The organism is Arthrobacter methylotrophus, assembly GCF_039539965.1.
Taxonomy (GTDB): Bacteria; Actinomycetota; Actinomycetes; order Actinomycetales; family Micrococcaceae; genus Arthrobacter; species Arthrobacter methylotrophus.
Genome location: NZ_BAABED010000001.1, coordinates 1,356,412 through 1,369,225, shown reverse-complemented (window position 1 = coordinate 1,369,225; position 12,814 = coordinate 1,356,412). Strand labels below are relative to the sequence as shown.

The following is a 12,814-nucleotide window of genomic DNA, read 5'->3' as shown; positions in this document are numbered from 1 at the left end:
GCGCACTAATGCGAATGAGTATTGATATCATTAGCGAATTCATGCTCCCATGCCGATCCAAAGGTTCTCCATGCGCCCCGCACTCCTGGTTCAAGACTTGACGGTGTCCCTCCGGGGACGCGCCCTAATTGATGGAGTCAGCTTCGCACTTGACCCAGGTCAAAGAGTGGCCCTTCTCGGAGCCTCGGGTTCAGGTAAGTCCCTCACCGCGGCCGCCCTGCTGGGCCAGCTTCCGGCCGCGATGAGCGCCTCCGGGCGCTTGCAGATCAACGGCGTGGACGTGCGGTTGTCCAGCAGGGGAACCAAACGCGACGGGATTGCCGCGATCCATCAGGACCCAGTGTCGGCACTCAACCCGTTGGTGCGCCTGGGCAAACAGCTTGAGATCCCGCTACGACATGCGGGCCTTTCGGCTTCCATGGCACGGCAACGGGCACTCGAGCTGATCGCGTCGGTGGGAATAGCGGAAGCCGAACGGACCATGGAAAGCTTCAGCGGCGAATTGTCGGGTGGTCAGCTGCAACGGCTCTGCATCGCGTTCGCGCTTGCCTGCCGTAGCGCCGTCCTGGTGGCGGATGAACCCACCTCCGCGCTGGACATGGTTAGCCAAGCCAAGGTCCTCGACGCCTTGTCCTTATACTCCACATCCGCGGTTTCCACATCCGCGTATTCCACGTCCGCGGATTCCACTGCCGCGGGTGCGGTGTTGGTGATTACGCATGACCTTGCTGTCGCTGCGGCTTGTTGCCATCGAGCCCTTGTCTTGGTTTCCGGCCGGCTCGTCGAAGAAGGACCGATGGAGTCATTGGTGGAGCGGGCCAGCCACCGTTACACGCAGCAGCTAGTGGAAGCTGCCCATATAGGCTTTGATTCCCTTCCCCGGGAAGCCACTGTATGAACGCAGTATTGAGTGGCTGCAATCTGGGACTTAGTTACCCGGACAGGGGGCTCCTCAAGCGACGGGCAGCTTGGCCCGCAGTGCAGGATGTTTCCCTCAGCATTTCCGGCGGCGACAGCATCGGCTTGGTGGGCGGATCGGGCGCCGGAAAATCGACGCTCCTGCGGATCCTGCTTGCTGTGGAGAATCCGAATGCCGGAACCGTGACGTTCAACGACACTCCGGTTGTGCCGGGTCCTGCCTCGTCCTTGAGGTGGTACCACCGCGCGGTGCAATACATTCCACAAAATCCGGCGGCAGCCCTTGACCCTCGCATGAACGTGGAGCGCCTCCTCCTGGAACCCCTGAGGCAGCTGCGCGTCAGCGGAGACCACCGCGCGATGATCCTGAACGCCCTGCACCGGGTCGAGCTCGATCCCGGCCTGCTTTCGCGTCGGCCCCGAGAACTCTCCGGCGGGCAGAACCAGCGCGTGGCCATTGCCCGGGCCTTGGTCCCCTCGCCGCACATCCTTCTCGCGGACGAGCCGGTCAGCGGGCTCGATCTTCCCCTCAGGAACACGGTCTTGGCCCTCATGGAACGCCTGGTACATCGGGACGGGCTTGGACTCCTGTTCGTCTCCCATGACCTGGCGGCCGTCGCCCGGCTGTGTTCCCGGACATTGGTCCTCTCGGGGGGACGCATCGTGGAACAAGGACCCACCGCGGCGGTGTACACCAGGCCACAGACCCGGGAAACCAGGGAGCTCGTAGCCTCCCTCCCCCGGCTGCACAGAGACAAGGAGCTGGACAAAGACAAGCCGTGAAGACTGTGAACCCCGCACGGAGTCACCCCCGCAAGACTCCACCCCGCCTCATCCACTCACACCCACGAAAGACAGGTACCCATCCATGGCTATTCCACACCCAAAAGCAGTCGCCGCCATATTCCTTACCTTCACGATGGCCGCAAGCCTCAGCGGTTGCTTCGCTCCAGGCAACACTCCAGCGGCCGGCAGCAGCGCTGACTCCCGAATCAAAGTGGCAATGTTGCAGCCACCCCGATCTGGACTGAACCCCTTAAGCGACGACGCGTTCAAGCTCTCACGCTGGAAGACCGCCGAGACACTGATTGTCCTCGATGCCCTGGGCGATGCCCAGCCATCGCTGTCAACGGCCTGGAAGCAACTGGACGGCAAGACCTGGCGCTTCGAACTCCGTGCAGGCGTAAAATTCCATGACGGAACGCCACTGACCGCGGAGCAAGTGGCGGCGTCCTTGACGGCGGCGGCGAGCGCAAAACCCCGGCCCAGAATTCTCGACGGCGTGCAGCTGAGCGTCCGCACGGACGGTGGGGACGCCGTCGTCGTTAGCACCCAAACGGACGATCCCCTGGTTCCGCAGCGGTTGTCGAGCCCCCAGCTTTCCATCCTTGCCGCGTCCGCTTACAAACCCGGAGGTGTGGTCAGCCCCATCAGCGCAGGTACTGGACCTTATGTCCTTGCGTCTGCGGAAGGCACCACATCAGCGACCCTCAACCGCTTTGCCGACTACTGGGGCGAGAAAGCGGCGAGCAGCGGCGTCGACGTCCAATACGTTCCCGACGGCACGGCGCGCGCAGCCGCGCTGAGGACTGGAACCGCCGACGTCGTCGAGGCTATTCCCGTAGGCCAAGTCGCCCAGATCAAAGCCGACCTGATTCACGAAGTCCCCATGCCCCGGACCAACACCCTCTACCTGAACACCAAAACGGGCGCCTTTGCGGATCCGTCAGTTCGGGCAGCGGCAAGGACATCGATTGATCGGGCCGCCATTGTTGAACACGCCTACGAAGGACGTGCCGACATCGCAGAAGGCCTCCTGGGTCCTGCACTTCACTGGGCGGCCCAGGAAAGGCAAAACGCCACATACATTGAATCCCTGAAGAAGCGGGCACAAGCAGCACCCGCCGGTGGTCGCCGCATCAAACTTGGCACGTTCACGGATCGGGCAGAGCTGCCGGAGGTCGCCGTGCAGCTTGAGCAGCAGCTCGAAGCCGCCGGTTTCATCGTGGAGCAGGTGGTCCGGGAGTACCAGCACATCGAGTCAGACGCACTGGCCGGCAAGTTCGATGCCTTCATCCTTTCCCGTGCCACGGTCTTGGACTCAGGAGACCCCGTGGCCTACATGTTCAGTGATTTCTCCTGCACAGGCTCCTTCAACATCTCCCAGTTCTGCGATGCGGAGGTGGACGCAGCGCTGGGCAGGGCAGCCTCCATTCCTCCAGGCCCGGAGCGCCGCTCGGCAATTGCCGCGGCCGAGGCGCTCATCCTCTCGAAGGATGCGGCCGTGCCGCTGCTGCACGAACGCGTTATCCAAGGCGAATCGACCGGGATCCGCCACGTGGAACGCGATCCCCGCGAGCGCGCATTGATCACCAGCAAAACAGGAATTGTTGGCTGATGCGGGGCAGCGCGTTCATCAAAACTACGGCCTCCCGAGCCGCGGCACTCTTCTCGATAGTTGTCCTGATCGGGCTCCTGCCATGGTTTTCGGGACAAAGCCCGGAGTACACCGTCCTGCGGGCCCGGTATGCCGATCGGGAAGCGACTGATGAAACGCTGAGCATGATCCGCGCGGAACTCGGGCTCGATCGAGGGCCCGTGCACGTCTTCCTCGAATGGGCCGGAGGCCTTTTGCGCGGGGACGCGGGAAATTCCTGGATTACCAACACGCCCGTTGGCCCCGGCATTGTGGAAACCCTGGGAGTGTCCGTCACACTGATGGCCTGCGCCATGGTTGTTGCAAGCTTAGTGGCTACCGCACTCTGCGTTCCTTGCGTGCTACGCGGGCTGGCCGGGAACCCGGGGCGAGGATCCGGCGTCGTAGCCGCAGCTACGACGGCCCTCCCCGAGTTCCTTCTGGCGGCCATGTTCCTTGTCATCGGTGCCGTATGGCTAGGCTGTTTCCCGCCTTATGGCTGGCAGGGAGTGGGCCACGCGGTGTTGCCGGCGCTTTCCCTTGGCCTGCCGGCCGGTGGCCTGATCGGGCGGCTGCTTTCGGACGCCATCAGCCTGGCGTTCGCCGAGAAATGGGTGGATACTTGGGCCATGGCCGGGGCGAGCCGCGCCAGGCTCACCGCGGCGGTGCTCCGCCGTGCCCTGCCATCAGTGATGAGTCAGATCGGGCTTGTCCTCATTGGCCTCACCGGCGGGGCGGTTGTCGTGGAAAAGGTCTTCGCTATTCCCGGTTTGGGGCGTGCAGTCCTGGTCGCGGCGAGCGCGCAAGACATCCCTGCGCTGCAGGCAGGAGTACTGGCCCTTCTCGTACTGGCCGTCGGGGTGGGTTCCCTCAGCGCGGCGGCCCGGTATCTCTTGTTGGGTGCGGCATTGCGTTCCGGGACAGTTCCCGTTCCGGAACCGCCGGGAAGATCACGACGGCGGGATTCCGCCGTCCCGCTCGTCGCGGCGGGAGCGTTGACTCTCGTCGTCGTCGCGGGATTGCTTCGCGATCCGTTCACTTCGAGGCATGCGCGGCTTGCCAGCCCGGGCTTCGGCCTGCCTTTCGGGGCCGATGCCAGCGGACGGGACCTCCTCGCCCGGGTTGGACACGGTGCCGTGTCCACGTTGGGAACGGCTTTGCTTGTGGTGCTGGCTTGCCTTGTGATCGGGATCGTCGTCGGGCTCTTCCCACTCGCGGCGACCGGTCCGCTTGAAGTAGCCAACGCCGCTCCGCCTATCCTTGCCGGCCTGATCGTGGCAGTGATGACAGGTCCCTCGGCTGAAGGGGCGGCGATAGCCGTCACCTTGGTCAGTTGGGCACCTCTGGCTGCGCACACGGCGGCCTTGGCGCAGGAGGCCAGGGCGCAGCCCCACGTGAGAATCCTTCCGGTCCTGGGCGTAGGACGGCTCCGCGTCCTCTGGCGCTACCTCCTCCCGGCCATCCTTGGCCCGGTGTTCCGGCATTCGATGCTCCGGATACCGGGAATCGCACTCGCCCTGGCTGCCTTGGGATTTCTCGGCCTCGGCCCCCATCAGCCGTCGCCGGAATGGGGCCTCATCCTCGCTGAAGGAATCAACTACGTGGAGCGTGCCCCATGGACCGTCGCCGCCCCGGCGTCGGCGTTGATCTTCGCCTCGATTCTGGCAGTTTCACTGTCTAGCGTGAGGTGGCGAAGGTAAACGAGGCGAGTTGGGGCAGAGTAGCCCCAATTGACTCATTCGAATATATGTTCGAAAATTGAATTATGCCTTCCCGCCTGACTTCCGCCTCGCCAGCTTCGCTGCGCGATGACTTACAGGCGAGAATCCACCTCATGCAGGGCAAACGCAGCAGCGAACGCTCGCTGCCCGTGCTCCCCTCGCTCAGCAGGCTCTTGCCGGGCGGGCTGCGCCCGGGTGCGGCGTATTCCATACAGGGGTCCATGTCACTGGCCATGGCTTTATTGGCCGGCCCCTCACGCGATGGCTCCTGGTGTGGAGTGGCAGGGCTTCCTGACTTCGGAGTCGAGGCGGCAGCAGGTTTCGGCATTGCACTTGATCGACTGGTCCTGGTACCTGACCCCGGGGCTAGCTGGACTGCGGTAATCGCCGCCATGGCGGACGTGCTCTCGGTAGTGCTTGCACGCGCTCCGGAAAGAGTCGCACCCGCCGAGGCCGCCCGTCTGGGAGCCAGGCTCCGGGAGCGTAGTTCCGTCCTCCTTGTCTTGGGACCGTGGCCGCAGAGCGAAGCCGTTTTGCAAGTGAATGGATATGAGTGGGCCGGGCTTGGGCAGGGTCACGGACATTTCAATAGGCAGGAACTTGAGCTCGAAGTCGCCCTGCGGGGCAGTTCCCGCCGGGCCTCCGTGGATCTTGCGGACAGCGGTCCGGTAGATCTGACCCGCCATCGGATGGGAGCATGATGCTGTTTCAGCTTGAGACCCCGGTGCGCGCGTTGGTGGCCTGGTTCCCGGATTGGCCGCTGGTCGCCGCCCGTTTGGCAGATGCACTGCCGCCCGATGTACCCGCGGCAGTCATCGGCCAAGGTGTCATTGCTGCTTGCTCTGCTGAGGCACGGGCAGAGGGAGTCGTCCGGGGCTTGCGGCTAAGGGAAGCGCAGACCCGTTGTCCCGAGCTGGTGGTATGCGCCGTTGATCCTTTGCGGGACGCGCGGGAATTCGAACCTGTGATTTCCTCGCTTGAAGAACGAACTCCCGGAGTGGAAGTACTTCGCCCGGGCCTATGCGCACTACGGGCCAGGGGTGCTGCCCGATATTACGGCGGCGAGGAAGAGGCCGCAGGTGCTGTGCTTGAATCGGCCGACCGCCTCGGCATGGAGGCCCGGGTAGGGATCGCAGACTCCGTGTTTGCGGCTGAACAGGCAGCCCGGAGCACCAGCGAACTTGCTGCCCTTCTTGTGCTGCCACCGGGTTCTTCCCGGGATTTCCTGAGTCCATTTCCGGTGGAAGCGCTGGGACAACCGAAGCTTGCCTCCTTACTCAAGCGCCTGGGGATTCTCACCTTGGGGAATTTCGCCAATCTCCCCGCCGCAGATGTGCGTGCCCGTTTCGGGGCTGCCGGAATCAGCGCACATGCCTTGGCAAGCGGCCAGGATCCTCGCCGGATCATCCCCCGTACGCCCCCGCGGAAATTGAATCAGCAGGCGGAGTTCGAACCGGGCCTGGACCGGGTTGACCAACTCGCTTTCCAGCTCCGTGCAACGGCTGACACCTTCGTGACCGGGCTGCAGACGGAAGGCTTGGTCTGCACGGAGCTCAGGGTTCTGATCACCGACGAAGCGGGCAACCGCTCCGAGCGGACGTGGGGCCACCCCCGCCACTTCACAGCCAGCGACGCCGTGGACAGGGTGCGTTGGCAGCTTCAGTCGCAAGCCCCTGCCGACGGCGGAATGCGCGACGGCGGATCGGCTCGCGGCGGGCCCTCCTCACCGGTCATCCGGGTAGAGTTCGTTCCCGTCCGGGTGGACTCCATCGCCCATCATGGGAGCGCGCTCTTTGGAGATGGAGCAGAGGAACAGATCCATCATGGACTCAGCCGGATCCAAAGCATGCTGGGACATGAAGCCGTAGTAGTGCCTGCCATCTCCGGAGGACGGTTGCTGGCCGAGCGGCGCCGTTTGGTTCCCTGGGGAGATGCCTTGCCTTCAGGAACGGCCGCCTTGGCGTCCAGGCCCTGGCCCGGCAGGATTCCAGACCCACAACCGGCCACGGTGTTCGCTTCCCTCGTGCCGGTCCTGTTGCTCGACGCGAATAAGGAAAAAGTCCGTACAGATCATCGTGGCGGATTGATTGCCCCGCCGATGTGGTTCTGTCCCACCGGAGATCCCGTACGAAGGCGGCTGGTCGCTCAGTGGGCCGGCCCTTGGCCGCTGAGACAGAGATGGTGGGACGCAGACCATGGTCTTGAAGCGGATCGATTCCAGCTTGTGGACGGAAATGGAGAGGCCTGGCTCCTTCTCCTGGACGAGCAGAACTGGTGGGCAGAGGCCCGCTACGACTGAACAGCCAGAAGGAGCACTGAACTTTAGGCAGGAAGACAAAGATGGCTTGGAACAACCCGTCAATCCCATGGTCGGAGTTCGAACGCACGCTGTCGGACCGGCGCGGCTCGGACTCCGGGAAGAGCATAGGGGACGGCGGTGACAGCCCCGCCTGGTCAAGGAAACGCGGGCCATACCGTCCGGTCCCCCTCGATCCCGCAAGGGTCGCATCGCGGGCGGGTGCCGCCGTCGTGCCTTATGCAGAGCTGCACGCCCACTCGCACTACAGCTTCCTGGACGGTGCCTCCTCGCCCGAGAAATTGGTGGAGGAAGCTGTCCGGCTGGGCCTGCATGCCCTCGCGCTGACCGATCACGACGGCTTCTACGGGATCGTGCGCATGGCGGAGGCGGCCGAAGCTTATGAGCTGAAGACGGTGTTCGGCGCTGAGCTTTCGCTCGGACTCAGTAAACCCCAGCAAGGCGAAGCTGATCCTGAAGGCGATCACTTGCTGGTCCTCGCCCGCAAGGAAGAGGGATACCATCGGCTGGCAGGGGCGATGACATCTGCACATCTGGCGGCTGATGCCGAAAAGGGCCATCCCATCTACGACCTCGATGCGCTGGCGCACTCTCTCAGGGACCATTGCGTGGTGCTGACAGGGTGCCGCAAAAGCTCAGTCCGGAGAGCCCTCCTGGGCGACGGCGAGCAAGCGGCTGCGAGGGAAGTGGATGCCCTGATCGAGCGATTCGGGCGGGGCAATGTGGTGGTGGAACTCTTCGATCACGGGAATCCCCTCGACAGCAGTCACAACGACGCCCTCGCCCGTATTGCCGGCCGTGCGGGCATACCTTTCATCGCCAGCAACGCCGTACATTACGCCACTCCGGAGGGATACCCGCTGGCCACGGCCATGGCGGCTGTCCGGGCTCGCCGCAGCTTGGAGGAACTGGACGGCTGGCTGCCGGCAAACAGTGGCGCCCATCTACGGAGCGGTTCCGAGATGGCGGTGCGGTTCGCCCGCTACCCGGGCGCGATTGAGCGGACAGTCGAGATCGCCGACGAGCTTGCGTTCCAGCTACGGGCTGCCCGCCCGAAGCTCCCGAAGCTCGATGTTCCTGCAGGGCACACCCTTATCACCTGGCTCCGGCAACTTGTTGAAGAAGGTGTCAGGGACAAGTACCCCGACGCCGACGATCGGGTCCATCGCCGGATCGAGCAGGAACTCGCAGTGATCGAGGCGAAGAACTTCCCTGGCTATTTCCTGATTGTGCACGACATCGTGCAGTTTGCCCGTTCCCGTGGAATCCTCTGCCAAGGCCGGGGTTCCGCGGCGAACTCGGCCGTCTGCTACGCGCTGGGGATCACCGCCGTCGACAGTATCTTCTACAACCTTCCTTTCGAACGCTTCCTCTCCAGCCTCCGCGAGGAAGAACCGGACATCGACGTCGATTTCGACTCGGACCGGCGGGAAGAAGTCATCCAATACGTCTATCGCAAATACGGACGGTTCAACGCGGCCCAGGTAGCGAACGTCATCAGTTACAGGCCGAAGAACGCTGTCCGCGATATAGCCAAGGCGCTCGGCTATAGCCAAGGCCAGCAGGACGCCTGGTCTAAGCGGCTGGATCACTGGGGCGGTCTCAGCGAAGGCACGATCAACAACATCCCCGCCCCTGTCCTGGACCTTGCTGATCAGATCCTGGGTTTCCCCCGGCACCTGGGCATCCATTCCGGCGGAATGGTCCTCACCGAACGGCCTGTCGGCGAGGTGGTACCCATCGAGCGTGCACGGATGGAAAACCGCACGGTCTTGCAATGGGACAAGGACGATTGCGAATGGATGGGCCTGGTCAAGTTCGATCTACTCGGCCTGGGCATGCTCGCCGCCCTGCAGTACTCCTTTGATTTGATCGACAAGCATTTCGGTGAACGTTGGACAATCGAGACCATCCCGCGGGAAGAACCGGCCGTCTACGACATGCTCTGCCGGGCCGACTCGATCGGAGTGTTCCAGGTGGAATCACGGGCCCAGATCAGCACGCTGCCGCGGCTGAAGCCCAGGAAGTTCTACGATCTGGTGGTCGAGATCGCGCTGATCCGGCCAGGACCGGTCCAGGGCGGCGCAGTCCACCCGTACATCCGCCGCCGTGCAGGGCAGGAAAAAGTCACGTATCTTCATCCCCTCCTGGAGCCGGTCCTTGAGCGGACACTGGGTGTGCCCTTGTTCCAGGAGCAGCTGATGCAGATGGCGGTTGCCGTGGGTGGCTGCACTGCCGAGGATGCGGACCTGCTCCGCCGTGCCATGGGCTCCAAGAGGGGCCGGGAGAAGATCGAGTCGCTTGAGGCCAAACTCTATGCGGGGATGGCAGCCAACGGGATCAGCAAGGACGACGCCGACGCCATCTATGCCAAGATCCAGGCCTTTGCCAACTTCGGTTTCGCGGAATCGCACTCCTTGAGCTTCGCGGTGCTGGTCTATGCCAGCTCGTGGCTGAAGCTGCACTACCCTGGCGCATTCCTCGCGGCCCTGCTTCGGGCACAACCCATGGGCTTCTACTCCCCGCAAACCCTGGTGGCGGATGCCCGCAGGCACGGGGTCCAGGTGTTGCGCCCGGATGTTCTCCGTTCCCTTGCCGAAGCTACCTTGGAAGTGCTCGATGAGTCTACGGGGGCCGAAGTGGGCCAGGTGGGCGGCATGAATTCCTGCCTGGCCTTCCACCAGCCGGAGACCGGGCTCTTCCGGCAGGATCTTCCGCGCGCGGATCACCTGCACCGCCGGGATGGCTCACACACCGTGCGGTTGGGGCTCGACGGCGTCACCTCCATCGGGACTGAAGTGGCAAAGCGGATCGTCGCTGAACGGGAGGAACATGGCCCGTACCGGGACATGGCGGACCTGTCCCGCCGCGCGGGTCTCAGCGCGGACCAGCTGGAAGCACTCGCGTCGGCCGGCGCACTCGATTCGCTGGGGATGAACCGCCGCGAAGCCCTGTGGCAGGCCGGCGATGCCGCGCTGGAGCGGAAAGGGCAATTGCCGGGGACTCACGTGGCTGTCCAACCGCCGTTGCTGCCAGAGCTCTCGCCCCTGGAAAATGTGGCCTACGATATGTGGGCGACCGGCATCAGCACGGATGACCACCCGATGCGGCACGCACGCGGCAGTCTGGATTCCAGAGGGGTGCTGCAGGTGGAACGGCTCTCCCAGGTCGAGTCCGGCACCCGTGTTGAAGTGGCCGGCGTCGTGACCCATCGCCAACGGCCCCAGACCGCTCAAGGAATTACCTTCGTCAACCTGGAAGACGAGAGCGGCATCCTCAACGTCATCTGCAGCGTTGGCCTCTGGAAGAGGTATCGCCGCGTAGCCCGCGAATCATCCGCGTTGATCGTCCGCGGTTTCCTCGAACGCACGCCGGAGGGCGTCACTAACCTCGTGGCAGACAAGCTGGAACCCTTGGTCCTGGTAGCGAAGTCCAGCTCCCGTGACTTCAGGTAGGCACAAAAAATGAGGCCTTACCCGGAACGTGAACTTGATCCACGTTCCGAGTAAGGCCTCCGGGGTGGAGCTGAGGGGACTCGAACCCCTGACCCCCTGCATGCCATGCAGGTGCGCTACCAGCTGCGCCACAGCCCCATATTCTTGCTGCTTCATGAACCTCGCAAAGGCTTTGAAACCCATGCTCGATTTCGGATTCCTCCGAAGCAACTCAAATATCTTAGAACAGCGTTTCTGAAAATTCCAAATCCGGCATATTCAGGTCTCTTGCCGCTGTGAGCCTAGGATTCCTCGACGGCAGGAGCCTTCGCCGAAGCGTCGTCACCGAGGTCCAGATCAACTACCGGGCAGTCTCTCCATAGGCGTTCCAACGCGTAGAACACCCTGTCTTCAGAGTGCTGGACGTGCACCACAATGTCGGCATAGTCCAGCAGAACCCAGCGGCCCTCGGAACGCCCTTCGCGGCGCACGGGGCGCAGATCCTGCTTGAGCAGTTCCTCTTCAATGCCGTCAACAATGGCGTTGACCTGGCGTTCAGTCGGGGCAGAAGCGATCAGGAAAATGTCGGTCAGGGCCAGGCGTTCGCTGACGTCCAGAGCGATGATGTCCTCGGCCAGCTTGTCCGCTGCCGCGCGGGCGGCATGGCGGGCCAAGAGGACGGATTGTTCATGTGCAGTCACGGGACTCCTTGTATGCGGCTTCGAGAATGGACGAAGCCTGTTGGGTGGCAAAAGCGTTATGGTCAGCGGGACAGTCCGCTGGTGATCATGATGATGCCCGCAATGAGGGCGATGGCTCCGATTCCGACGAGTCCCAGGACCAAGAGGCGGGCACGTTGCGCGCGCCCAAGTCCTGCCGTCGCGGCGTCGAGCGGTTCAAGTCCGTATGCCGAACTTGCAGAAACGGGCGGATGTTCGGCCGCTTCAGCGAACGCCTCCCCCTCGGGTGCAGGGCCCGACGCCGGACGGCGACCGGCCGCTTTCGCGGCAGCTTCCGCGCGGGCAAGGACTCCTGCCCTGCCGCGCAGGCTGCGTGGCTTGCCCGACGCCGACTGCCCAGGCTTCAACTTGGCTCCAGGCGACGTTACAAGCGGGACAAAGCTGGTGCTGGGCGGCTTCATGACAGGACGGTCAAGTCCCGGAACCTTCACGAATTCCAAAGGGGTGACCATCGCGAGGTTACTGGCCGCAGAAGGCTCCACCCGGACCGCAGCCGGAGGACGGCTGTTCCGCTCGGCGAGCTTCTGCTTGTCCATGGCCCTCTTGTTGAGGACCGCCTCGCGTTCAGCCTGGGCGATTTGCTCCGCCAAAGCCTCAGGATCGGCCGGCTCGGCGTCCGAACCGGCGACGTCGCGCCCAGGTCCCCCGACCTTCTCCACCGCTGATTCCATGGCCGCAATGTGCTCGAGTTTGCTGGATTGGTTCCTGGCTTGGGCAGCCAGCAGCTCGCGGGCCATCAAGGCCTGCTCCACGGTCATATCCGGCGCACCGGGAGGCGGCCCTGCCGTCACCCTGACACTGCCGTCGGGCGATGTGCCAATGGGGGCGCCACCGGCCTGTTGCTTGCCGGCGGTTTGCGCGGGAATGCTGGAGGTCCTGGGCCCGGATGCGGGCGGCGCCACAATCGGGATCGCCGAGGTTCCTGGGGCAACTTCCTCCTGTAACTGCTGCAGGCGCAGCTGGCGGCGCGTGGGCGGACCGCCGCGCGAAAGCTGCTGCTCTTTGTCCGCGAGCTCCTTGATAGCGCGGAGGGCGGCACGATCGCGGGCACGCGCCTGGGAAGAACGTTCCGCGGCGGGTTTGGCGTCCACCGGAGCATCCGCCACCCGGCGCACTCGATTGGCCGAAGCTCCCGCAGGGGCCTGCTCGGCGTCGTTGGAAGTTACGGCCCCGGCTACTACCGGGCGTCCGCCAGTGTCTCCCAGGCGGGCGTCCCGGGCTCGCCGAAGCTCGCGCCGGCTACGGATGGGGGGCTGTTCCTGGCTCAT

At 63.9% G+C, this 12,814-nt stretch carries 9 protein-coding genes and 1 tRNA gene; 7 read left to right on the top strand and 3 right to left on the bottom strand.

Annotation, left to right across the window (positions count from 1 at the left end):
• Positions 1-70 precede the first annotated feature (70 nt).
• The 7 genes from ABD884_RS06695 (at position 71) to ABD884_RS06665 (ending at position 10,827) form a co-directional block, all read left to right on the top strand.
• Positions 71-898: an ATP-binding cassette domain-containing protein gene (locus ABD884_RS06695; protein ID WP_345040821.1), complete on the top strand. Its 828-nt coding sequence runs from the start codon at positions 71-73 to the stop codon at positions 896-898.
• On the top strand, positions 895-1,701 hold the full coding sequence (locus ABD884_RS06690) for an ABC transporter ATP-binding protein (protein ID WP_345040806.1): 807 nt from the start codon (positions 895-897) through the stop codon (positions 1,699-1,701). Before ABD884_RS06695 ends, ABD884_RS06690 begins: the two co-directional genes overlap by 4 nt.
• A gap of 85 nt (positions 1,702-1,786) precedes the next feature.
• Positions 1,787-3,316 (top strand): ABC transporter substrate-binding protein, encoded by a 1,530-nt coding sequence (locus ABD884_RS06685; RefSeq protein WP_345040796.1) that lies wholly within the window; start codon positions 1,787-1,789, stop codon positions 3,314-3,316.
• Positions 3,316-5,034, top strand: coding sequence for an ABC transporter permease subunit (locus ABD884_RS06680; protein WP_345040791.1), 1,719 nt, complete (start codon positions 3,316-3,318; stop codon positions 5,032-5,034). The genes ABD884_RS06685 and ABD884_RS06680 overlap by 1 nt, the downstream gene beginning before the upstream one ends.
• Before the next feature lie 65 nt (positions 5,035-5,099).
• Positions 5,100-5,756, top strand: coding sequence for a hypothetical protein (locus tag ABD884_RS06675; RefSeq protein WP_345040785.1), 657 nt, complete (start codon positions 5,100-5,102; stop codon positions 5,754-5,756).
• Complete coding sequence (locus ABD884_RS06670) at positions 5,753-7,354, top strand: DNA polymerase Y family protein (RefSeq protein WP_345040782.1); 1,602 nt, start codon at positions 5,753-5,755, stop codon at positions 7,352-7,354. Before ABD884_RS06675 ends, ABD884_RS06670 begins: the two co-directional genes overlap by 4 nt.
• A 41-nt stretch (positions 7,355-7,395) precedes the next feature.
• Positions 7,396-10,827, top strand: coding sequence for an error-prone DNA polymerase (locus tag ABD884_RS06665; RefSeq protein ID WP_345040778.1), 3,432 nt, complete (start codon positions 7,396-7,398; stop codon positions 10,825-10,827).
• A 65-nt stretch (positions 10,828-10,892) separates the two neighbouring features.
• On the opposite strand, the gene ABD884_RS06660 is transcribed toward ABD884_RS06665, so the two are convergent.
• The 3 genes from ABD884_RS06660 to ABD884_RS06650 form a co-directional block, all read right to left on the bottom strand.
• A tRNA-Ala gene (locus ABD884_RS06660) sits at positions 10,893-10,965 on the bottom strand.
• A 143-nt stretch (positions 10,966-11,108) separates the two neighbouring features.
• The gene (gene rsfS / locus ABD884_RS06655; protein ID WP_028267449.1) at positions 11,109-11,507 is read right to left on the bottom strand and encodes a ribosome silencing factor; all 399 of its coding nucleotides are present in this window, start codon (positions 11,505-11,507) and stop codon (positions 11,109-11,111) included.
• A 62-nt stretch (positions 11,508-11,569) separates the two neighbouring features.
• Positions 11,570-12,814 carry a hypothetical protein gene (locus ABD884_RS06650; RefSeq protein WP_345040760.1) on the bottom strand — a complete coding sequence of 415 codons (1,245 nt, stop codon included), beginning with the start codon at positions 12,812-12,814 and terminating at the stop codon, positions 11,570-11,572.

Bases quoted from the DNA above. Each gene is read 5' to 3' on its own strand.
- ABD884_RS06670 (WP_345040782.1), top strand. From the start codon at position 5,753: ATGATGCTGTTTCAGCTTGAGACCCCGGTGCGCGCGTTGGTGGCCTGG.
- ABD884_RS06690 (WP_345040806.1), top strand. From the start codon at position 895: ATGAACGCAGTATTGAGTGGCTGCAATCTGGGACTTAGTTACCCGGAC.
- ABD884_RS06680 (WP_345040791.1), top strand. From the start codon at position 3,316: ATGCGGGGCAGCGCGTTCATCAAAACTACGGCCTCCCGAGCCGCGGCA.
- ABD884_RS06650 (WP_345040760.1), bottom strand. From the start codon at position 12,814: ATGAGCCAGGAACAGCCCCCCATCCGTAGCCGGCGCGAGCTTCGGCGA.
- ABD884_RS06685 (WP_345040796.1), top strand. From the start codon at position 1,787: ATGGCTATTCCACACCCAAAAGCAGTCGCCGCCATATTCCTTACCTTC.
- ABD884_RS06675 (WP_345040785.1), top strand. From the start codon at position 5,100: ATGCCTTCCCGCCTGACTTCCGCCTCGCCAGCTTCGCTGCGCGATGAC.
- ABD884_RS06695 (WP_345040821.1), top strand. From the start codon at position 71: ATGCGCCCCGCACTCCTGGTTCAAGACTTGACGGTGTCCCTCCGGGGA.
- ABD884_RS06665 (WP_345040778.1), top strand. From the start codon at position 7,396: ATGGCTTGGAACAACCCGTCAATCCCATGGTCGGAGTTCGAACGCACG.